The organism is Acinetobacter sp. YH01008 (assembly GCF_013420435.1).
GTDB classification, from domain to species: domain Bacteria; phylum Pseudomonadota; class Gammaproteobacteria; order Pseudomonadales; family Moraxellaceae; genus Acinetobacter; species Acinetobacter pseudolwoffii.
In genome coordinates this window covers 14945-37663 of the sequence record NZ_VOYD01000011.1, presented here as the reverse complement: position 1 = coordinate 37663, position 22719 = coordinate 14945, and the positions used below count along the sequence as shown (strand labels likewise).

General features: G+C 45.5%; 20 protein-coding genes. 13 read left to right on the top strand and 7 right to left on the bottom strand.

From position 1 onward, the window contains the following. Positions 1-30: 30 nt before the first annotated feature. Both ligA and rlmF read left to right on the top strand, forming a co-directional pair. Positions 31-2070 (top strand): NAD-dependent DNA ligase LigA, encoded by a 2040-nt coding sequence (gene ligA / locus FTT75_RS08105; protein ID WP_180076408.1) that lies wholly within the window; start codon positions 31-33, stop codon positions 2068-2070. A 226-nt stretch (positions 2071-2296) separates the two neighbouring features. Beyond that, complete coding sequence (rlmF, locus tag FTT75_RS08100) at positions 2297-3271, top strand: 23S rRNA (adenine(1618)-N(6))-methyltransferase RlmF (protein WP_180186219.1); 975 nt, start codon at positions 2297-2299, stop codon at positions 3269-3271. Positions 3272-3392: 121 nt separating this feature from the next. On the opposite strand, the gene FTT75_RS08095 is transcribed toward rlmF, so the two are convergent. After that, entirely contained in the window at positions 3393-4460 is a 1068-nt protein-coding gene (locus FTT75_RS08095; protein WP_100355521.1) for an aldehyde reductase, read from the bottom strand. Between the two features lie 342 nt (positions 4461-4802). On the opposite strand from FTT75_RS08095, the gene bfr reads away from it, so the two are divergent. The 7 genes from bfr to FTT75_RS08060 all read left to right on the top strand — a co-directional run bounded on the left by bfr (position 4803) and on the right by FTT75_RS08060 (position 15253). Then, entirely contained in the window at positions 4803-5267 is a 465-nt protein-coding gene (gene bfr, locus FTT75_RS08090) for a bacterioferritin (RefSeq protein ID WP_005095949.1), read from the top strand. A 517-nt stretch (positions 5268-5784) separates the two neighbouring features. Then, positions 5785-7542 carry an ABC transporter substrate-binding protein gene (locus FTT75_RS08085; RefSeq protein WP_180186218.1) on the top strand — a complete coding sequence of 586 codons (1758 nt, stop codon included), beginning with the start codon at positions 5785-5787 and terminating at the stop codon, positions 7540-7542. Between the two features lie 22 nt (positions 7543-7564). Next, entirely contained in the window at positions 7565-9370 is a 1806-nt protein-coding gene (locus tag FTT75_RS08080; RefSeq protein WP_005172406.1) for an ABC transporter substrate-binding protein, read from the top strand. Positions 9371-9389: 19 nt separating this feature from the next. Beyond that, positions 9390-11396, top strand: a complete 2007-nt coding sequence (locus FTT75_RS08075) for a M3 family metallopeptidase (RefSeq protein ID WP_180186217.1) — start codon at positions 9390-9392, stop codon at positions 11394-11396. Between the two features lie 12 nt (positions 11397-11408). Then, positions 11409-12347 carry an ABC transporter permease gene (locus tag FTT75_RS08070; RefSeq protein WP_005172401.1) on the top strand — a complete coding sequence of 313 codons (939 nt, stop codon included), beginning with the start codon at positions 11409-11411 and terminating at the stop codon, positions 12345-12347. A 7-nt stretch (positions 12348-12354) separates the two neighbouring features. After that, a complete protein-coding gene (locus FTT75_RS08065) occupies positions 12355-13506 on the top strand; it encodes an ABC transporter permease (RefSeq protein ID WP_005172399.1) in 1152 nt (383 codons plus the stop codon). Between the two features lie 10 nt (positions 13507-13516). Continuing rightward, positions 13517-15253 carry an ABC transporter ATP-binding protein gene (locus FTT75_RS08060; RefSeq protein ID WP_180000226.1) on the top strand — a complete coding sequence of 579 codons (1737 nt, stop codon included), beginning with the start codon at positions 13517-13519 and terminating at the stop codon, positions 15251-15253. 54 nt (positions 15254-15307) lie between these two features. On the opposite strand, the gene rluB is transcribed toward FTT75_RS08060, so the two are convergent. From rluB to FTT75_RS08030, 6 genes are all read right to left on the bottom strand, one after another. Further along, positions 15308-16399, bottom strand: a complete 1092-nt coding sequence (gene rluB, locus FTT75_RS08055; RefSeq protein ID WP_074384125.1) for a 23S rRNA pseudouridine(2605) synthase RluB — start codon at positions 16397-16399, stop codon at positions 15308-15310. 41 nt (positions 16400-16440) lie between these two features. Continuing rightward, a complete protein-coding gene (scpB, locus tag FTT75_RS08050; RefSeq protein WP_180001052.1) occupies positions 16441-17031 on the bottom strand; it encodes an SMC-Scp complex subunit ScpB in 591 nt (196 codons plus the stop codon). Beyond that, positions 17028-17822: a ScpA family protein gene (locus FTT75_RS08045; protein WP_180000227.1), complete on the bottom strand. Its 795-nt coding sequence runs from the start codon at positions 17820-17822 to the stop codon at positions 17028-17030. The genes scpB and FTT75_RS08045 overlap by 4 nt, the downstream gene beginning before the upstream one ends. Positions 17823-18144: 322 nt before the next feature. Next, positions 18145-18429, bottom strand: a complete 285-nt coding sequence (locus FTT75_RS08040; protein WP_180186216.1) for a hypothetical protein — start codon at positions 18427-18429, stop codon at positions 18145-18147. A 54-nt stretch (positions 18430-18483) separates the two neighbouring features. Beyond that, complete coding sequence (locus FTT75_RS08035) at positions 18484-19101, bottom strand: L-threonylcarbamoyladenylate synthase (RefSeq protein WP_005095982.1); 618 nt, start codon at positions 19099-19101, stop codon at positions 18484-18486. Positions 19102-19188: 87 nt separating this feature from the next. Continuing rightward, the gene (locus tag FTT75_RS08030; RefSeq protein WP_005095983.1) at positions 19189-19851 is read right to left on the bottom strand and encodes an elongation factor P hydroxylase; all 663 of its coding nucleotides are present in this window, start codon (positions 19849-19851) and stop codon (positions 19189-19191) included. Positions 19852-19948: 97 nt separating this feature from the next. Between FTT75_RS08030 and FTT75_RS08025 the strand changes: the two genes are divergently transcribed. From FTT75_RS08025 to fabG, 4 genes are all read left to right on the top strand, one after another. Next, positions 19949-20506 (top strand): DUF177 domain-containing protein, encoded by a 558-nt coding sequence (locus tag FTT75_RS08025; RefSeq protein WP_074384127.1) that lies wholly within the window; start codon positions 19949-19951, stop codon positions 20504-20506. 77 nt (positions 20507-20583) lie between these two features. Beyond that, a complete protein-coding gene (rpmF, locus tag FTT75_RS08020; RefSeq protein ID WP_004279227.1) occupies positions 20584-20766 on the top strand; it encodes a 50S ribosomal protein L32 in 183 nt (60 codons plus the stop codon). 222 nt (positions 20767-20988) lie between these two features. Then, positions 20989-21975: an ACP S-malonyltransferase gene (gene fabD / locus FTT75_RS08015; RefSeq protein ID WP_180186215.1), complete on the top strand. Its 987-nt coding sequence runs from the start codon at positions 20989-20991 to the stop codon at positions 21973-21975. Next, on the top strand, positions 21972-22706 hold the full coding sequence (fabG, locus tag FTT75_RS08010) for a 3-oxoacyl-ACP reductase FabG (RefSeq protein WP_005095990.1): 735 nt from the start codon (positions 21972-21974) through the stop codon (positions 22704-22706). Before fabD ends, fabG begins: the two co-directional genes overlap by 4 nt. Positions 22707-22719 lie beyond the last annotated feature (13 nt).

The window sequence follows — 22719 nt, the reverse complement described above, 5'->3', positions numbered from 1 at the left end:
GGATTTTCCGCCCTTTTTTATGGTGAAATTATGACCCAAGATGCCACTGTCATTGCGCAAATGCGTCAACTGATTCAACTGCTTGCCAAGCATAATCATGCTTATTATGTGATGGATCAACCGAGCATTGAAGACAGTGAATATGATCAGCTCTTTCATCAGCTTAAAGCTTTAGAACAACAATATCCCGATCTGATCCAGCCGGATAGCCCAACCGATAAAGTCGGCGGGCAGGCACTTGCAAAATTTGTGAGCATTACTCACGCCGTTCCGATGCTGTCCTTGGGCAATGTCTTTAATCAGGACGATCTTTTTGCTTTTGCTCGCCGTATTGAAGAGCGTTTGCCGAATCAAAAAATTGAATATGATGTAGAACTGAAATTTGACGGTCTGGCTATTTCCCTGTGGTATGAGCATGGCGTATTGACCCGTGGTGTGACTCGCGGCGACGGGGAAACCGGTGAAGATATTACCCAGAATGTCAGAACCATTCGCAATCTGCCGAAACTTTTATCATCAGTGAATGGCATCATTCCCGATTTGTTAGAAGTACGCGGCGAAGTGTTGATGCCGAAATCCGGCTTTGAAAAACTGAATGCCGCCAATGCAGCCAAAGGTGAAAAGACCTTTGCCAATCCACGTAATGCGGCGGCAGGCAGTTTGCGTCAGCTGGATCCGAATATTGCCGCATTACGGCCACTGGCTTTTTATGCTTATGGAATTGCACAATGCGTACCGCATCATGGGCAAGGCACAATGTCTGCCAGTCTGGAATGGTTACATCAGTTCGGTTTTGCGGTTGGCGAGCGTCACTTTATCTGTGACAGTATCCAGGACGTGCAAAAAGTCTATGAACAGATCATTGAGGAACGTGCCAGTCTCAGTGTAGAAATCGATGGCATGGTGATTAAAGTCAATGACCTGAAACAGCAGCAGCAACTCGGTTTTCTGAGCCGGGAGCCGCGTTGGGCCACCGCCTATAAATTTCCGGCAGTTGCCGCCTTGACCACCGTTGAAAATATTAACTGGCAGGTGGGTCGTACCGGAACTCTGACACCGGTGGCACGTTTGAATCCGGTGGCGGTCGGCGGTGTCACGGTATCCAATGTGACCCTGCATAATATTGGTGAAATTCACCGTCTGGATGTACGGATTGGCGATACGGTCAGTGTCTATCGTAGTGGTGATGTGATTCCTAAAGTCGAAAAAGTCTGGCCGGAATTCCGCCCGGTGGATGCCGTTGAAGTGCATTTACCTGAGCAATGTCCAGTCTGTGATTCACCGGTGGTGATGCCGGAAGGTGAAGCCTTGGCGCGTTGTTCGGGTGGGCTGTATTGTGCAGCGCAGCGTATTGAGGCGATTCGTCACTTTGTTTCACGTAAAGCCATGGATATTGAGGGTCTGGGGGATCGCTGGGCAGAATCTTTGCTGCATCTAAATCTGCTGAAAGATGTCTCGGATATTTATCACCTGCATGAACATCGTGAGCAGCTGCTACAGATTGAAAAAATGGGTGAAAAATCTGTTCAGAATTTAATAGATTCTATTGAGAACAGTAAGAAAACCACACTGGCCGCTTTTATTTATGCACTCGGTATTCGTGGCGTGGGTGAAACTACAGCGCGCATGCTGGCCAATAATTTCCAGACCTTGGATGCATTACGTATCGCGGATATCGAAGCACTCAAAAAAACGCCAGATGTGGGGGATATTACCGCAGAATGGATTATTGATTTCTTTCAGGCGCCGCATAATCTGGAAGTTCTGGATCGTTTACTGGCCGCGGGCATTCACTGGGATGCGCCAGTTGCACCGACCCGTCAGCCACTCAATGGCGAAAGTTGGGTCGTGACCGGAACCTTAAGCAGTATGGGGCGCGATGAAGCGACTCAATTACTTCAGGCACTGGGTGCGCGAGTCAGCGGCAGTGTATCCAGTAAAACCAAATGCGTGGTAGCCGGTGAAAAAGCCGGTTCTAAACTGGACAAGGCAGAAAAGCTGGGTGTAACGGTCATCAATGAGGAACAGTTCATTGCCCTGATGAAAGAGCATGGGCAAATCGAAGACTAATCAGTTCTAAACAATGACTTAAATAAAAAAGACACTAAGGATGATGAGTCTTGAGGTGTCTTTTTTATTGCTAGTTCAAAACTATAGGTGAATGAGAGGGGGGAGGATAGACAAATACAAGGACGGGTTCGGCAATGTGAGTTGAATTCACGTACAATATCGATTCATTCGCAGGTATAGATCCTGCCTTATTGATTCTGTTCTCCCGTTGATGATTGACATACACATGGCTCAAGCAAAGAAATCTTTTCTGCAACAAAAATCGCAATTACATGCACGAAATCTGCATCGCAGTCGTTACGATTTTCCTCAGTTAATCAAGAGTTGTCCGGAACTTGCGCCTTTTGTCAGCCCGAATCAATATAACGATCTTTCAGTCAACTTTTCTGATCCTCAAGCTGTGAAAATGCTCAATAAAGCATTGCTCAAGCATTTTTATAGTATTCAATATTGGGATATTCCTCAAGATTATCTTTGTCCACCTATTCCGGGTAGAGCCGACTATATTCACTATTTGGCGGACTTGTTGAGTGATAGCAATAAAGGTCAGATTCCAATAGGACACGCCGTTCACGTATTAGATATTGGGGTGGGCGCGAACTGTATTTATCCGATTATTGGTCATCGTAGTTATGGTTGGAAATTTGTTGGCTCAGACATTCATCCTGCATCGGTTAAAAGTGCTCAATTTATTGTGGAGGCAAATCCAAATCTCAAAAAGGGGATTCAGATTCGATTGCAAAAGACACCGAGCAATATTTTCAAAGGCGTGATTAAACCTTCAGATCGTTTTGATTTGACCCTGTGTAACCCACCATTTCATGCTTCGCAAGATGAAGCAAATGCCACAGCAACGCAAAAATTACGCAAACTTGGCAAACCGGTTGATCGGTCTAAAGTGGTGTTAAACTTTGGCGGACAAAAGAACGAGCTGTGGTGTGACGGTGGAGAAGAACGCTTTGTTTGCCAGATGGTACAAGAGAGCACACAATTTGCTGAGCAATGTCTTTGGTTTAGTACACTGGTTTCTAAGAAAACCACATTGCCTATGCTGTTAAATACCTTGCGTAAGTGCGGTGCAGTGGATTTAAAAACCATTAAAATGACGCAGGGGCAAAAAGAGAGTCGTTTTGTGGCTTGGACTTTCCTAGATGCAAAGCAACAGCAAGCGTGGGAAAATGCGCGTTGGACTTCTGCTTAGCTTGTTTTTAGGCAGGAATAGTGAGCTTGTGGGCGCATAAGTCGGTGTAGTCGCTCAAATTTAATCTGACAGATACAATAAAAAAATCGGTAACTGTCAGATCAGGTTTGAGCTAGTACGATTAAGGAATATATTTTTTGACTACGCCATCATCGAGTAATTGCTGGAAATGCTCGACCAGACTTTCTCGTACCGGACGATACTGAATGCTCAGTTCATCCTGACTCTTTTGCGCATTGAAGTAGATCGGATAACCCATGTTCAGTTCCACAAACTTGGGACTAAAACCTGCCAATGGTCCAAACAGTTTAAAGGCCGCCTTTGGTAACTGATTGCGCGGGAAGGGGAACTTATTGCCAAAATGTGCTCGTAAAATCTGCCCCATTTCCAGCAGGCTCAGGCTTTCACTGCAAATGATATAACGTCCTTGCGCCTCCGGCTTAAACGCGGCACGAAGATGCGCTTCGGCCACATCCTGCACATCGACCACGCCATTCCACATCGGTGGAACGCCGAGCAAAGTCATGCCATTGGCAAACTGTTGCAGTACTTCGACACTGCCAGACTGGGTATTGGGAGTGAGGGATTTACCAAAAACCAGCGCTGGATTGATACAGACCAGCTGCCAGCGATCCTGTGCTTCTGCCATTTCCCAAGCCTTACGTTCTGCCATGACTTTGGAATAAGGATAAGGCTGATGAGTTTCCGAACTGGTGCTATTCCAGTGTGATTCATCAAAACTGTTATTTTCAGTTTGCAGAATATCAATGGCATCGCCATAAGTAGAGGCAATACTCGAGGTAACAATCACACGTTTCACGGATTCGGTGTGGTTGACGCTTTTCAGGACATTTTCAGTGCCTAAAATCGCAGGTTCAATAATATCTTTGACCGCATCCTTATAATTGGTGACCACAAAGGGCGATGCCATATGAAACACAATTTCACAGCCTTGCATGGCAGCATCAAAAGAACCTGGGCTCAGTAAATTGGCCTGAAATAATTTGAGGGTGCCTGGACTGTTCTCGGCAATTTTTTCTAAATGGGCAAAGCTTTTGCTTTTGTTCAGGTCACGTACCGTGGCATGTACAGTATAGCCTTGCGTGAGTAATTTCTGGATAACCCAGCTGGCAATATAACCCGATGCACCGGTGACCAGAACAGGTGCTGTTGTATGTGGATGTGTCATATTTAAACCGTTGTTATTTTAAATTTGTCTGCATCATAAGCGAAATTTAAGCATGAAGTACGCCAAATCGGTGATGTTTATACAAAAATAAGCAATCTTGCGGGTTTTAATGAATACTTACAAATCTTAACTGATGCATTTATCCGGCAGATTCTGCTTAAAGTGAATAGTCGTGACAGTGCAAAGTATTGTTTTATAAATGGGAATTAGTCTGGATCGAACTGTAAATGCAAGTACTTCTCATTTTAATTATATAAAAATCATATATTTAACCAATGTTAGGCTTTGCAAAATCTTTTGAGTTTCTCCATAATAGCCAGATAAAGGCAGGGAGTAATTCAAATGCGCGGTAATCCAGAAGTCGTAGATTATTTAAATATGTTGATCGGTGGCGAACTGGCTGCTCGTGACCAATACTTGATTCACTCTCGGATGTATGAAGATTGGGGTTTAACCAAAATCTTTGAACGTATCGACCATGAAATGCAGGAAGAAGCCCAGCATGCGGATGCGATTATCCGTCGTGTCCTGTTCCTGGAAGGTACACCAAACATGCAACGCGATGACGTTGAGATTGGTGAAGATGTGGTGAGCTGTCTGAAAGCCGACCTGAAACTTGAATACCATGTGCGGGAAAAACTGGCACAGGGCATCAAGCTGTGCGAAGAAAAAGGGGACTATATCACCCGTGATATGCTGCGCCAGCAAATGTCAGATACCGAAGAAGATCACACCTACTGGTTAGAAAAACAGTTGCGTTTAATTGAACTGATTGGCTTGCAAAATTATATTCAATCACAGATGTAAAATCGGATTGAGAAAAAACCCAGCATATGCTGGGTTTTTTTATGGGATAAAAATTGAGGGCAATACTATTCTGGTTTCAGTTGGGACAATGTGGGGTTGATAAACATTGCACAAAGAATAGGATGATTGCATAAAGAGACATTTAGTGAGCAGTTGGTTATTATGAATTTCTGGGTTCTAAGATCAAGGCCATGTGAATTCTCTAAAAAAAAGCTTATTTATCTTTGTGTGAAGAGAAGACGAATGGGCGTTTTAAAGATAAAAATGACATAAAAGGTTCATTAAAAATATTTGGTTAGGCAGAATAAGGGCAAGTGCATAAAAATAAATTTTCTCGGTAGAAGTTGAAAAAATAGTTGTTTTTGAAGATATGAGATTTGCTTTGTCCAATTTAATTTCTCTATTCAGCTTTGATTCATAAATTGCAACAAATATAGGGCGTTAGGTTAAGAACTTCCTAGATCAATAAAACATTAAGATAAAAATAGGTATGACTTTGAAATCAGCAATGTTAAAGATGACCGTTTTAGCACTGACCATCGGATCGGGGGAGGCGGTCTTGGCAAAATCGCCTGCGCAGTCAGATAAAGTTTTAAATATTGCATTTGAAGCGCCTGATGACGGTTTTGATATGGTCAAGACCTATAATTTTTATAGTGGCAGTATTGCCGAAGCGATTTTTGAACCCTTATTACGCTACGACTATCTGGCACGACCCGCCACTTTAACCCCGAACACTGCGGAAGCCTTACCCAAGATCGAGCAGGAGGGCAAAGTCTATACCTTCAAGATTAAGCCTGGAATTTACTTTAGTGCTGATCCGGCATTTAAGGGCAAAAAACGTGAACTGGTTGCTGAGGATTATATTTACTCCATGAAGCGGGTGATGGATCCTAAAAATCATTCGCCGACCTTTTCGTTTATTGAGGGCAAAATTCTCGGTGCAGATGCTGCCATTCAGCAAGCCAAAAGTTCTGGTCAATTTAATTACGATGCGCCAATTGCAGGACTAAAGGCACTTGATCAATATACCTTGCAAATCACGCTCACGCGTTCCGACTTTAATTTCCCTTATATCATGGCCTATGTCACTTTTAGCGGTACCGCCAGAGAAGTCATTGAGCATTATGGCGCGCGTGCAGGTCAGCATCCAGTCGGGACAGGGCCCTATCAATTGCATAAATATGTGCCGCGTAGCCGGATTGAATTAAAGGCCAATCCAGATTACCGGGGATTTAGCTGGAATTTTAAGGGTGAAAATACGGCTTGGGATCAACGTCTGGTAAAAGAAATGAGTGGCAAAAAAATGCCGCAAATTGGGAGGGTCAAGGTCAGTATTATTGAAGAAGAACAATCGCGCTGGCTGGCGCTGAAATCGGGTCAACTGGATTATGACCGGCTCACTGCAAGCGGTGCCGAACAGGCCCTGGTCAATAAACAGCTCAAAAACGAATACAAGCAAAAAGGCATTTTGCATTATCCAAATAAAGACGCAGAAATCACTTATACCATCATGAATATGCGCGATCCTGTGGTCGGTGGAAATTCACTAGAAAAAATCGCTCTGCGTCGGGCAATCGCCTTGTCTTATAACCAGAATGAAGCCATTAAACAGCTGTATAAGGGACATGCAGATAAAGCTGAAATGACCATTCCCGAAGGCGTGAATGGGCATAATCCAGCTTATAAAAATAGTATTGCCTATAATCCGCTCTTGGCCAACAAGCTGCTCGACCGTTTCGGTTATAAAAAAGGTGCAGATGGCTATCGGACTTTGCCTGATGGCACACCTTTGACACTGAAAATGAACTCGACCAGTTCCAGCTCTTCAGTGATTGCAGCGGAATTATGGAAAAAAAATCTGGATGCAGTTGGTCTACGTATTGAATTTAAAATCAGCAATTTCGCCGACAACCTGAAAGAAGCCACGCAATGTAAACATATGCTGTGGGGCGGTGCCTGGATTGCAGATTATCCGGAGGGTGAAAATTTTGCTCAACTCTTATATGGCCCAAATGCACAGCAGGGCAACCTGAGCTGCTATACCTCAAAAGCCTATGATGCCCTGTATCAGGCTGCTATGAAACTGCCACCAGATCAGCGTACGCCCTATTATGAAAAAATGAACCGGCAAATCGAAGCCGATAATCCCTGGATTTTACACAATACCCGGGTGCGTAACTGGCTGATTCACCCTCAGGTTCAAGGCTTTAAGGCACATCCAATCATGAACTCCGTTTGGCAATATCTCGATATTGAACCAGTCAAAAAATAAACCTATTTAGATGAAGAGTATGATGAAGGGAAATTTATCAAAGCAATTCAAGCAACTGACGGGTAGTGTTCTGCTGGGAAGTTTGCTCTGTTCGGGGATCGTTTCTGCATGGGCCGTTAATCCTGCAGATCCTAACAAGGTGATTCGGGATGTTTTTCCTGTGGCAGAAACCGGATTTGATCCCGCCGCAACGCACGATGCCTATTCAGCCCGGGTTAATAGCGCGATTTTTGAAAACCTGTTTAGCTATGACTATCTGGCAACCCCAGCCAAGCTGATTCCTAATACCGCGGTTGCCATGCCAGAAGTCAGTACAGATGGTCTCACCTATACCATCAAAATCAAAAAAGGCATTTACTTCGCCGATGATCCCGTTTTTAAAGGTCAGAAACGTGAACTGACGGCTTATGATTATGCCTATTCATTAAAACGTCTGATCGATCCCAACTTGCATTCACCAAATAGCTGGTTGCTGGATGGCCGGATTAAAGGGCTGGAAGCATGGGTCGCCTTAGGCAAAAAGAATGGCAAAGTCTATGAAAACCCCTTTGAAGGCATTCAAACGCCAGACCGTTATACCCTGATTCTGAAACTGACCCAACCGGATCAAAACTTTCCGATGTTACTGGCACATGGCCCAGCAGCTGCAGTTGCCCGTGAAGTTATTGAAAAGTACCGTAATAAAGCAGGCTTTGCGATGGACAAACCAGTCGGTACAGGCCCTTATTTATTGTCACGCTGGACTCCGGGTTCACGCATTATTTTAAAAGCCAGTCCGAACTACCGGAGTTTTGTCTGGAATTTTAAAGCCAGTAGCAGCGAAGACCAGCCTATTGTGGATGCATTGCAAGGCAAAAAAATGCCGCAAATTGGCACGATTGATATCCGGGTCATTGAAGAAGCCCAGTCACGCTGGTTGGCCTTTAATAAAAATGAACTGGACATGACTGAAATCGACGGCGATATGGTGGTTCAGGCGCTTGAAAATGGGCTACTCAAACCTTCCTTAAAACAAAAAGGGGTTCAGTTATCTAGGATTACCGATCCGCTGATTGGCTACCATTACTGGAATATGCAGAATCCTGTGGTCGGTGGGTTCAGCAAGGAAAAAATTGCGCTACGTCGTGCCATGGCCATGGCTTACTCTACCGACAATATGATCAGTGTCTTGCTCAAGGGCGATGCCAATAAGTTACAGATGCCGGTACCACCCGGGGTGGTTGGTTATTCACCGGATTATAAAAGCAGTATTCCCTATTCGGTCAAGGCGGCCAATATGCTGCTTGACCGTTATCAATACAAAGTCGGGGCCGATGGCTGGCGCAGACAACCCGATGGTAAGCCTTTAGAGATTGAACTGATTGTCGGTAATACCAGTCGTGGTCAGCAACAGGCAGAATTCTGGAAAAAAGCCCTGGACAATATTCAGATCAAGATGGTCAGCAAAGCCATGCCATTTGCCGAGGCGATCAAGCTGGAAAAACAGTGTAAGACCATGTTTAAAAGCTCGGCCTGGATTGCTGACTATCCGGATGCCGACAACTTCATGCAGCTTTTTTATGGCAAAAATGTCAATGTCACCAACAATGCCTGCTTCAAACATCCTGAATTTGACCGCCTGTATGAGCAAACCCAAAGCATGCCAGCCAGTCCTGAACGTGATGCAATCTATCGCAAAATGTCCCGGATTCTGGAAGTGAATATGCCGGTACTGATGCTATATAGCACCTATCGTAATGTCTTGTCGCAACCCCGGGTCATTGGTTATAAAAACCATCCGATTCTGTCTTCAGAGTGGATGTACATCGATATTGATAGCAAAAAGTAAGAAAAATCTGGAGATAAATATGAAATCGAAGTCTTTAAAATTAAGTAGCTTATGTTTAGTCATAATGGGGGGATATCAGGGGGTAGCGGCACAGACTCAAGCGCAGCTGCTGCCATTATTTAAGGCAGCAGAGATTCCATCTTTATGTGATGCCAATCTGGCCAGCATGCAAAAAGATATTCAGATATTTGAAAATCAGAAAATTAAAAATAAGGCCAAGGCAGGGCCTTATCTGGCTGAATGGGATGAATTGCATGCCAAAGCCCGGGATTTTGGTGCAGCAGTCGGATTGTATAGTAATGTCGATCCAGACCCTGCATTGCGTCAGGCAGCAGATGACTGTGAGCTGAAAATCAGCAAGTACCAGACCACGCTGTACCAGAATCCGAAACTGTATGCCCAGTTAAAGAAACTGAAGGCCAGTGATCCGATTGATCAAAAATTCTTGCAAGATATTCTGGAGCAGTTTGAAAAAACCGGGGTACAACTCAGTGCAGAAAAACAAAAGCGCCTGAAAGACATCATCGAAGAATCGACCAAGCTGTCTCAGGATTTCGCCAAAAATGTACGTGATAATCCGCATAAAGTCGAATTTACCCCAGCAGAAATGAAAGGTCTGCCAGCCAGCTATATGGCGGGGTTAAAGAAAAATGAAAAAGGCAATTATCTGCTTGGCTTTGACTATCCGGAATACCAGCCATTCATGGAGCTGGCAGAAAGTGATGAAGCACGCAAACGCTATCAGATGGCTTATACCCGCCGTGGGACAGAGCAAAACCTGCAATTTATGAAAAAAGCCATTGATCTGCGTTATGAGATGGCCCAACTTTTTGATAAAGAAAGCTATGCACATTCAGCCCTTGAATTTCGTATGGCAAAAACCCCTGAAGCGGTGAATTCTTTTCTAGAGGATGTATATAGCAAAGTCGCACCTTTAGAGAAGCAAGATGTAGAGGAGTTACGCCAGTTCAAAGCCGAGACCTTAAAAGTTCCACGAGAGAAAGCAGATATTACTCGCTGGAATCAGGGCTATTGGAGTGAAAAACTGCGTCAGGCCAAATATAAGGTCGATCAGGAAAAACTGCGCGATTACTTCCCGACCGAAGCGGCACAAAAATGGTTATTTGCTGTGTCATCAGAACTGTACGGGATTGATTTCAGGCCGATGAAAGTCAAGGCCTGGCACAATGAAGTGGAATATTATGCGGTACATGACACTGCCTCAGGTGAATTCTTGGGCGGATTATATGTCGATAAATACCCGCGTGAAGGTAAATATGGACACGCGGCCGTCTGGGGCGCCTATGGTGGCAGTACCCTGAATCAGCGTCGTCCGGTGTCGGTACTGGTCACCAACTTCAACCGCAAAGGTTTGAACAGCAACGAGCTGGAAACCTTTGTGCATGAAATGGGGCATGCCTTACACGGGATTTTATCGAAAACCCGCTATTCCGAACAGTCTGGTACATCGGTAGAGCGTGACTTGGTGGAAGCACCTTCACAGATGTATGAAGAGTGGGCACACCGTCTGGAAACCTTATCAAAAGTGGCCGATTATTGTGAACCGGCTTGTCCACGTGTCGATGCTGCCATGACTGAGCGTCTCAAAGACGTAAAAAACTATGGTCGCGGTCTGCATTATGCGCGTCAGACTTTATATGCGCAGTACGATATGGCCTTACACAGTAAAGATGCCCTCAAGACCGACCCATTAAAATTATGGCAAGAGATGGAAAGCAAAACTGCCTTGGGTTATGTACCCGGTCAGCAGTTCCCGGGACAGTTCGGGCATGTGATGGGCGGCTATCAGGCAGGTTATTACAGCTATATGTGGTCCGAGGTGATTGCGCTAGATATGCTCTCTGCCTTTGGCGATCAGTTGATGGATAAAAAAGTCGGTGCGCATTATCGCAATACGGTCTTGGCGCAAGGCGGACAAAAACATGGCGAGCAGATGGTGAAAGACTTTCTGGGTCGTGATCCAGACAGCAAAGCTTTCTTTAATGAAATCTCTGGAAAAAATTAAGGAAGGCAAGCGATGCTGGCATATATTATTCGACGGCTCTGGCAAATGATCCCCACCATGCTCGGGGTGATTTTGCTGATCTTCCTGCTGTTTAACTGGGTGGGGGGCGATCCTGCCTATATCCTCGCCGGTAAAATGGCCAATGCAGAACAGATTGAAAACATCCGGCAACAGCTTGGCGTAGATCAACCGTATTATGTGCAACTGTGGATTTTCATCAAGCAGATTTTAACCTTCGATTATGGGGTGAGCTGGAGTACCGGCGAGTCGGTGGCGCAAATTATTAGTACGCGTCTGGGACCCTCACTGACCATTCTGATTCCACTGACCATTTTGCAAACCATTATTTCCATCATTTTAGCCTTGGGTGTGGCGTCAGTTCGCGGCAGTCTGACCGATCGCATGATCATGATGCTGTGTACCATCGGTATGTCGATCAGTATTCTGGTCTATATCATTGTGTTTCAGTATTTCCTCGCTTATGAGCTGAGCTGGTTCCCGGTGCAGGGCTGGAGTGATAATTTCGCTGACAATCTTTTCAAATACGCCTTGTTGCCTGTACTGATTATGCTGGTGGTGAGTATTGCCCCGACCTTACGTCTGTACCGCAGTTTCGTACTGGATGAAGTCAATCAGGACTATGTGCGTACTGCACGGGCCAAAGGTCTGGGCGAAAGCCGGATTCTGGGCGTACATGTGCTACGCAATGCCTCGATTCCGATTATTACCGATGTGATGGCGGGGCTTCCAGCACTGCTGATCGGTGCTTTCCTGATTGAGCGTTTTTTCGGTATTCCGGGGATTGGTCGTGAAGTGATTATTGCCGTAGAGCGTTCGGATTTCCCGGTGATTAAAGCGATTACGGTCTATGTTGCCGCTGCGACCATGATATTCAACCTGATTGCCGATCTGATCTATAAATGGGTCGATCCACGCGTACAGTTGAAGTAGGTGAATTATGCTGAGTGCGATATTTAAAAAAGAGCAACACGCTCAAGCCGTGCCTGAGTCTACTTCGACAGGATTATGGCAACTGGCCATGCGCCGTTTGAAACGTGACCGGATTGCCATGTTCTCCTTATTGGTGGTGCTGTTTTATCTGCTGCTACTTTTGCTTTCCATGAGCGGTTTTATTGCCAAGGACTGGAATAAAGAAGTGGCGGTCAGTTATGCACCGCCAAGTTTTATCAGTGCAGCGCCGGTGCCGGCTGTTTCCGGTGAAGAACAGGAAGCAGAATCGGTCGTTTTACCGGTCAATCCAGTCGATCCTTTAAAAGAGGTGATTGCAGAACTCAATGCTGAAATTGCTGCAGAGCAAAGTATGGGGGGCAGCATCGATTATTATGGTGTAACAGATCCGCTGGCAGAAGACATGCACGTCATTAACCAGCAGCTCGGTGGTCAGCTGATGGATCAGGACAGCGAATTAAAACAGAGTCTGATCTTTGGTGCGGATAAATGGGGACAGGATGTTTTACAGAAAACCATTAAAGGTGCGGAAACCTCGATTCTGGTCGGACTGGTTGCGGCTTTGGTCGCTGTGATCATTGGCACCGTACTTGGTGCACTTGCCGGTTATTTTGGTGGCTGGGTCGATGATCTCCTTAACTGGTTTTATAATGTCTTTACTTCAATTCCTTATTTACTGCTGGTTCTGGCAATTGCTGCGGTGTTACAACAGAAAGGGATTTTATCAATCATCCTGATTTTAGGTCTGACCGGCTGGACGGGAGTATTCCGTCTGGTTCGTGCCGAGTACATGAAACATACGGCGCGTGAATATGTACTGGCTGCCAAGGCGATTGGGGTGAGTAATTTACGGCGTATGTTTGTACATATTTTTCCAAATGTCAGTCATATTGCCTTGGTACAAATGTCCATTCTGGTGGTGGCTTTTATCAAATCTGAAGTGATTCTCAGCTTCCTTGGTTTTGGCGTGCCAATCGGAGTAGTGTCTTGGGGAAGCATGCTGAATGAAGCGCAAAGCGAGCTGATTTTAGGAAAATGGTGGCAATTGGCCGCAGCCTCGATTGCCATGGCGATACTGGTGACGGCTTTCTCGATGTTTACCGATGCACTCCGTGATGCATTAGATCCGAAACTGAAATAGGAGCGCAACCATGTCTGAAATCAATCCAAGCGCAGCACCTGCGTTACTTCGCGTGGAAAATCTGCGTGTCAGTTTTAAAGGTGAAAATAAACAATATATCGAAACCGTGAAAGGGGTTTCTTTTGAAATTCCGGCCAATACTACGGTGGCATTGGTGGGAGAGTCGGGAAGTGGCAAGTCGGTTACTTCACTGGCGACCATGGGCTTGCTCCCGACGGAAAGCGCGCGTATTTCCGAAGACAGCCGGATTATCTTTGAAGGGAAAAATCTGCTTAAGCTCAAAACCCGTGACATGCGCCAGATGTGTGGTAAAGATATTGCCATGATTTTTCAGGAGCCGATGTCCTCGCTCAATCCGGTATTTACGGTAGGCATGCAGATTGCAGAAATCCTGCAACTCCATTTGGGTATGAATAAAAAACAGGCACGGCAACGTACTCTGGAATTGCTCAAAGAAGTGGGTATTCCTGCACCTGAAACTAAAATCGATGCTTATCCGGGGCAGCTTTCGGGGGGGCAGCAGCAGCGGGTCATGATTGCCATGGCCATTGCCTGTGAACCCAAGCTGTTGATTGCGGATGAACCGACCACAGCCCTGGATGTCACCATTCAAAAGCAGATTCTGGACTTGCTGGAATCTCTGCGTCAGCGCCGTCAGATGTCGATGCTGTTCATTACCCATGATCTGGCTTTGGTGGGGGAAATTGCCGATCAGGTGATTGTGATGCGACATGGTGAAATTCGTGAACAAGGTTTGGTTCAGGACGTACTGGATCGACCTCAGGATATGTATACCCGGGCTTTATTGCATTGCCGTCCACAATTGTCGCAACGTCCGTTACGTTTGCCGATGATCAGTGATTTTATGAAACAGGATGGTTCAACCTGGCTGGACGATATCCACCTGAATACTCAACTTCCGCAACGCTCACGCGGACTCAAGGGCGGAGAAGAAATTATTCTGGATGTACGTGATCTGAAAAAATCTTTTTATAGCCGCAAAGGTCTGTTTGGCAAAGATGAATTTCAGGCGGTGAAAGGGGTTTCTTTTCAGCTGGCCAAAGGTAAAACCTTGGGGCTGGTCGGAGAATCCGGTTCGGGCAAAACCACCATTGGCTTGCTATTGATGCGTTTGCAACAGGCAACAGGCGGTAAAGCGCTATTTCAGGGGCGGGACATTTTGGCCATGTCTGAAAAGGAATTTAACCAGTATCAACGTAAAATCCAGATCATTTTCCAGAATCCTTATGCCTCTTTAAATCCGCGTTTTACCGTGGGGCAAATCCTGATGGAACCAATGCAGATTCATAAAATTGGTCAGGATGATACAGAACGCAAGCAAATGGCTTTGGACCTGTTGGAGCGGGTCAGCTTGCCTGTTCAGGCTTTTTATCGCTATCCGCATGAGTTTTCCGGTGGTCAGCGTCAGCGAATTGCGATCGCGCGTTGCCTGACTTTAAAACCTGAAATTTTAATCTGTGATGAATCGGTCTCGGCACTGGATGTTTCAGTACAGGCGCAGGTCTTGAATTTACTGCAAGATTTGCAGGATGAATTTGGACTCAGTTATATTTTCATTTCACATGATTTATCGGTGGTGAAGTATATTTCAGATCAGATCATGGTGATGAATCACGGGGAACTGGTGGAAATTGCCAATTCAGATGAATTGTATCAGTCACCACAGCATGAATATACCAAGCGTTTACTCAGTGCCATTCCACAAGGGATTCCACAAAGTGCCTGATACATAATGCATAAAAAAGTCAGGCATTTGCCTGACTTTTTTTGTTTATATCAATTAAAACTTTTTAAAGCCTTTATTGACACCGTATGGACGACGTGGCGCATTTTCATCACGCTCTTCACGGCGACCAAAAGCTTGATCTGGACGAGTTTCGCGGCGAGGAAATTGAGTATTGCCATCACGGTTGTCACGACGAACGAACTGCGTACCATTTTGGTTTTCATTTCTGTCACGACGACCATAGGCATTGTCATCACGACGCTCGCGGCCAGGGTTATTCTGTGGTTGTTGTTCATCACTGTCACGACGTTGCTGACGCAAGAAACCGCCACGGCGTGCAGCCATCGGTTTATCCTGCATACGCTCGTTACGACGTTTCGCCATACCAAACAGGCCTGTACCTTGACGTGGTTTCAGTTCCACAGCTTTGGTCAGGTTGTCGATATCGTTTTTATCCAGTTCAATCCAGCGACCGGTACGCAGTTCGCGTGGCAGAATCACAGTACCGTAGCGGGTACGCAGCAGACGGCTTACTTTCAGACCTTGTGATTCAAAGATACGACGTACTTCGCGGTTACGACCTTCTTTTACTACGACCTGGAACCAACGGTTAATACCATCACCGCCGAGTTCAGAGAACGATTCGAATTTCGCTGGGCCGTCATCTAATACCACGCCTTTAAGCATGGTGTTTTTGATTTGTGGTGTCACCTCACCCATGACACGAACTGCGTATTCACGTTCGATTTCATTGGATGGGTGCATCAAGCGGTTGGCAAGTTCGCCATCATTGGTGAACAGTAACAGACCGGTCGAGTTAATATCCAGACGGCCGACCATCACCCAGCGATCGCCCGGAATCGCAGGCAACTGTTCAAACACGGTCGGGCGGTTTTCAGGATCGCTACGTGAGCAGATTTCGCCTTCAGGCTTATAATAGATAATCACACGACGACGAATTTCGTCTTCAATCTGAAATGCAACCTTACGACCATCGATGCGAAGCTCATCACCTGGTTCGATTCGTTCACCCACTTGGGCAATTTGCCCATTGACGCTTACACGACCCGCGGCAATGACTTCTTCCATATAACGGCGAGAACCCAAACCAACGCGTGCAAGCACCTTTTGCAATTTTTCACTCATGACAGCATAACCTTAGAAATAATTATCAACAGTTCACCTATTTATGACTTCGGTGCATTTGCATCGAGGGCCATAAAAGCTTCCTTGGCATCCTGCAGGGGAGGCAATTGGCCTAAAGAATTCAAGCCAAACGCATTTAAAAATTGTGGCGTTGTCATTAACAACGCAGGTCTTCCAGGGAGTTCACGAAATCCGGATTCTTTAATCCAGTTCCAGTCAAACAGCGTACGCAAAATCTGACTGTTATTCGTCACACCACGAATTTGTTCAATATCGGCTCGGGTCACCGGCTGGTGATAAGCAATCACTGCAAGTGTTTCAAGTAAGGCCGGCGACAAGCGAGTTGGTCGCTCAGGCCAGGTCTGTGCAATAATATTACGATATTTTGCACGCACTTGAAAACGATAACCTTGTGCTGTTTCAATCAGTTCAATCGAACGGCCATGCATTAACATGGAAAGTTGTTGTAAATACTGACGTAATTCCTGTTTGCTATAGCGATCCTGAAAAGCCTCTTTCAGACGCGCCAGTGAAACCGCAGAGTCGCTGGCGAAAATAATCGCCTCAAGCTGCATCAACACCTCATGCAGATTATCTTCTGCAGAAAACAGCGTATTTAGCTCTAGTGTCATTGACTGGCTCCTTGAACTGCGAGCGGGGCTTCAATACCTGTAGCAATAATCTGAATTTTTTGTTGCCGGGTCAGCTCCAGCACTGCCATAAAGGTCACCACCATACCCATGCGTCCCTGACTCGGTTTGAGTAAATCGGCAAAAGATAAGACTTCGCCAGATTCCAGACAGCTTTCAATATAGGCAATCCGTTCTTCGAGCAGTACCGGTTCCTGTTGCACCTGATGAATCACCGGTTCAGGACGGTTAAAAACACACAACAAGGCATCACGCAGTAAATCGATCGAATAGCCTTCATTATTCTGCTGAACGTCACCCAGACTGACATGGGTCAGGAATGTATCACGTTCCAGAATAGGCATTTGCCCCAGACGTTCTGCTGCCTGTTTAATTCTTAAATAATTTTCTAAACGGTCGATCAGTTCTTGTTTTGGATCTTGCTCAATCGCAGACAGGCTTTTCGGTTTAGGCAATAACAGACGCGATTTGAGATCTGCCAATAAAGCAGCCATCACCATATAATCTGCGGTCAGCTCAATATTCAGGGATTTCATTGCATCCATATAGGATAAATATTGCGCTGCAATCGGCGCGATATCGACTTGCAACAGGTCAAAACCGTTTTTTTGAATCAGGTAAATTAAAAAGTCGAGTGGGCCTTCAAAATGTTCTAACAAGATTTCAAATGCGGCGGGAGGAATATACAGATCCTCTGGAATAGTATCCTGCCATTCATCCAGAACCCGAATGTGCGGAGCAGATTCCATTGTGTTATGGATAATTTGAGTCATTACAATTATAGGCCACGCGAATTTTCAAAGGCATGCAAAGGCTTGATCTTCGGTATCTCATCGAAAGAAAAAGCATAGAATTAAGTGCCGTCATTGTACTGGAAAAGTAACTCTAAATAAATTAAATAAGGAGTCAAAGGCATAAAAACTTGAAAAAATAATGGAATTTATTTGCAATTTAAAAGAAGGCCCCAAAAAAACAGCCAGATAAGCGGGGCAAAGAGTCAATGTGTTACGGGTGGAAGCTATGACCATATCCATGTTTTAGTATCTGTTTTAGTATCCTGCGATATGATTAATACCTATCTGAGTGCTAAGAACTTCAGCGCGGTGAGGAAGGATATTCACTCAGTGCAAACTCAATCATACGTTGGCAAGTCTCTGCCAGGCATACGTTCTGGCTTGAATAGATCTGCAACAACTGTCTCAATAGAGCCAACGTCAGGAAAAATTGGTACTCAGTATGATCAATATTTACAGTGGGATGGGGAGAAGAATGTGCTTCGACCATGACTGCCTTGGATTGTAGAGTCCAAGGCATTTCAGCGTAGATCAGATCCTGTGCAGAAAATTCATGCTGATTTAGCAGGAGATAAAATAGATCCATGCATTCGAACTCTCTCAATACTGAAGGACAATTTTCGCATTTTTCATTTAACGACTATTCAAATGCACTCACATCACCGACACCCCGACGAATAATTTCTGGATGATCACCAGATAAATCAATAATCGAGGTGGTGCTTAATGTACCTAAACCGCTATCGATAAACACATCAATGCGTTTGCCCAATTGCATTTCAATCTCAAAAGGATCATCCAGCGGATCGGTCTGGTCCGGCAAAATCAGGGTAGAGGTCAAGAGAGGCTCACCCAGTTCTTTGAGCAGCATCTGACACACCGGATTGCTCGGAATGCGCAGGCCAATGGTTTTCTTTTTGGGATGCATCAAGCGTTTCGGCACTTCACTGGTGGCCGGTAAAATAAAAGTGGTGACTGCTGGTGTATTGTTTTTGAGTAAGCGATACATGGCATTGTCCACTTTGGCATAGGTGGCAATATCGGATAAATCACAGCACAAAATTGCATATTGATGTTTTGGGCCAAGTCCGCGAATCTGCGCAATGCGTTCCATGGCACTTTTATTCCCAATCTGGCAACCAATCGCATAGGCAGCATCCGTGGGATAGACCACCACATCGCCAGCACGGATTCGTTCTACCGCCTGACTGATTAAGCGCGGTTGCGGGTTATCGGGGTGTACGCGTAAATGCAGCATAGAGGCTACTCCAAGCTTGGGCTGATGGCTTATTATGTGGCGCTCAGGCAGCGTCTGGCAATCACCAAAAAGGTAGATTTGTGTAATTTAATCAAGCATTTCACGTATAAATTCATCAGATTGTAAACTTTTGCCACCTCTGCTACAGGCACAGATACATTGAATAAAGCGTTGTGCATCCCGTGGCAATTTTGCCTCACCACGAAAATAAGCCTGCACTTGTGCATAGACATGATCTTTAAAGCGGGTTCCGTCACCGCCGTCACCAGTCAGGTTATCCAGCGACACCCGAAATTTACGCCCAAAGGCCTGGGCAAACATCCACTCGATTGCCTGCGGTTTAATTTCTACCTGTTCAAACAGTGCTTGTTGTTCGGCTGTACGCCCATCCGGGGCATACCAGTAACCAAGATCCGGAAGTTCCCGGCGTTTATCCCCGGCAATTGTCCAATGGCTGATTTCATGCAAGGCACTATTAAAGAATCCATGTGCAAACTGAATCCGGGCAGGAGTATCGGCATCGGCAGGAAAATATTCAGGTTCAAATTCGCCACGGACTAAAGTCACATTTAAATGGGAAAACCAGTGATTAAAGTGTAAGATGAGCCAGTCCACCTGCTGCGCTTCTGACGATAAATTCGTCCATGGCGAGAGTTGCACTTGTTGTGTTGAACTGTCAGAATCAAGGCTTGGAATTGTGCTAACGAGTGATGAAACATTCACTTCTGTTTGCGGCTGCAACAGATGCATGACTTGAGTTACCCAAATGGTCTGTCGAAATAAGTACAAAATTGTATCTTAATCTTTGACAGAGTACTGATGAATTTGTAGAATTGCCGCCTTAATTATGTCAGCAAATACCTTTCCGGCACAGATTGAGCCGTTTAAATGGGCTGAACAGGGCTTTAAATGGTCAGGTCAACTGCCTTTATCCCGCTTTGTTCGTATCGCTCGTGAAGCTGTTGGATCAATTGATGATCAATTGATTAACATAGACTGTAAGCTATCAATGGATGCCTATCATCGTATTGCATGGCTAGATGGTCACGTTGAAACAAAAGTTCCTATGGAATGCCAGCGTTGTCTGGAAACTGTAGAGATTGAACTGGTTTCATCGTTCCATTTGGCACTTGTGGATGATGAGTCACTGATAGAGCGCTTGGATGAGGATGCTGATTTCATCGTCCTAGGTGAAAGTGAAGCAACGACCAAAGGTGACTATGATGCACCTGCGACCGCTGATTTGCTCGCGCTGATAGAAGATGAACTGTTATTGTTGGTGCCGTTGTCGCCTAAACATGAGTTTTGCGAACATAAGCATCAGCCTGCCATAGAAGAAGTTGTCGAAGAAAAACGAGATAATCCGTTTGATGTTTTGGCAGCTCTGAAGGGTAAACTTAACTAATTTTTGTGTTATACTCTTGTGTATAAGACAATCGAATTTGTTCTGATCCATTTTTTCGATCTTTGTAAGGAGCCATCATGGCCGTTCAGCAAAACCGTAAAAGTCGCTCTCGCCGTGACATGCGCCGTTCACATGACGCTTTAACCGAGAATGCATTAACTGTAGACCAAGCTACTGGCGAGACTCACCGTCGTCACCACGTATCTAAAGATGGTATCTACCGTGGTCGTCAATTATTCGCTAAAGCATCTGCTGAATAATTGATGATGTATTAAGCGTCAAGCTTAGTAGAAAAAATGGGAGCATTTAGCTCCCTTTTTTTTGTCCTTGATTTTTGCTTGCATCGGTTTTTTGTTGTATTTGGCAATTACCGCCAGCAAAATTACATGCTAAATTGCGCTCCACAATGATTTAGGTGGCTTTATTGGCCAGTCTTCTTGCTACAACTGAAGATGACACCTCTTGAATGAAAGGATTTTATTATGTCTGCGACACAACTCGAACAAGCAGCACAAGCAACGAAAACTGCATTTGTATTTCCGGGTCAAGGCTCACAAAAAGCCGGCATGCTGGCTGAACTTGCAGAGCAGTTTTCTGCTATTCGTGAGACATTTGCAGAAGCCTCTGAAGCTGTCGGCTTCGATTTGTGGCAGATTGCGCAAACTGGCGAAAACTTAAATCAAACTGAATTTACCCAGCCGGTATTGCTGACTGCAAGTATTGCCTTGTGGCGCGTGTGGCTGGAATCTGGTGGTGTGGCACCGAAATATCTGGCAGGCCATTCACTGGGTGAGTACAGCGCGCTGGTGGCAGCGGGTAGCCTAAGCCTGGGTGATGCAGTCAAACTGGTCAACCTGCGCGGTAAACTGATGCAGACGGCTGTACCTCAGGGTGTCGGTGCAATGGCTGCTATTTTAGGTCTGGATGATGCCAAAGTGATTGAGCTGTGTGCACAGGCAACTGCAGCAGGTGAAGGTTCTGTTGAAGCGGCAAACTACAATGCCCAAGGGCAGGTTGTGGTTGCAGGCAATAAAGATCGCGTTGAAGCAGTGATGGCACTGGCCAAAGAAAATAGCGCTAAGGCGATTGCATTGCCGGTATCGGTTCCATCGCATTGTTCACTGATGAAACCTGCGGCAGAACAGTTTGCGCCTGCATTGGAACAAACCGCCATTGAGCTGCCATGCATTCCTGTATTACAAAATGTAGGCGCTGAAGCTGCGGCTGATGTCCCTGCATTGCGTCAGGCTTTAACAGCGCAACTTTATGAATCAGTACAATGGACCAAAACCCTGCAATTCCTTCAAGATGAAGGCATTCAGTACATCGTTGAATGTGGTCCGGGCAATGTATTGAGTAACTTGGCGAAACGCCTACCGAATATTCAAAAAGCACTTCCACTGGATAGCAAATCTCGTCTGGAAGATGCATTGAACACCGTATTGACGGCAGAAGGGAAAATTGCATGACACAGGAACCGAAAGTTGCCTTGGTAACAGGTGCAAGTCGTGGTATTGGTGCTGCGATCGCACAACAGTTGATTCAGGATGGTTATTTTGTCGTGGGTACTGCGACCTCTGAAGCGGGCGCTGAAAAATTATCTGCACAGTTTGCTGAAAATGGTGCGGGCAAAGTTTTAGATGTACGTGATGGTGCTGCGATTGATGCACTGGTGACGGAGATCGAACAGAACTATGGTCCAGTGCTGGCGTTGGTTAATAATGCCGGTATTACCAAAGACAACTTATTGCTTCGCATGTCTGAAGATGACTGGGATGATATTTTAAATATTCACCTGAAAGCCGTTTACCGTCTGTCTAAACGTGTGCTGAAAGGCATGACCAAGGCACGTTTCGGACGCATCATCAACATCAGCTCTGTGGTGGCACACTTTGCCAACCCGGGGCAGGCCAACTATTCTGCTGCCAAAGCCGGAATTGAAGCCTTCAGTCGTAGTTTGGCCAAAGAAATGGGTAGCCGTCAGATTACGGTTAACTCGGTCGCACCAGGCTTTATTGCAACTGAAATGACGGAACAGTTAAGCGAAGAAATTCGTAAAAAAATGACTGAGCAAGTGGCGTTAAACCGTTTGGGTAACCCACAAGATATCGCAAATGCTGTAAGTTTCCTGGCTTCAGACAAAGCCAGTTACATTACTGGTACAGTTATGCATGTAAATGGGGGCTTATACATGAGCTAAGCTCAAGTATAAA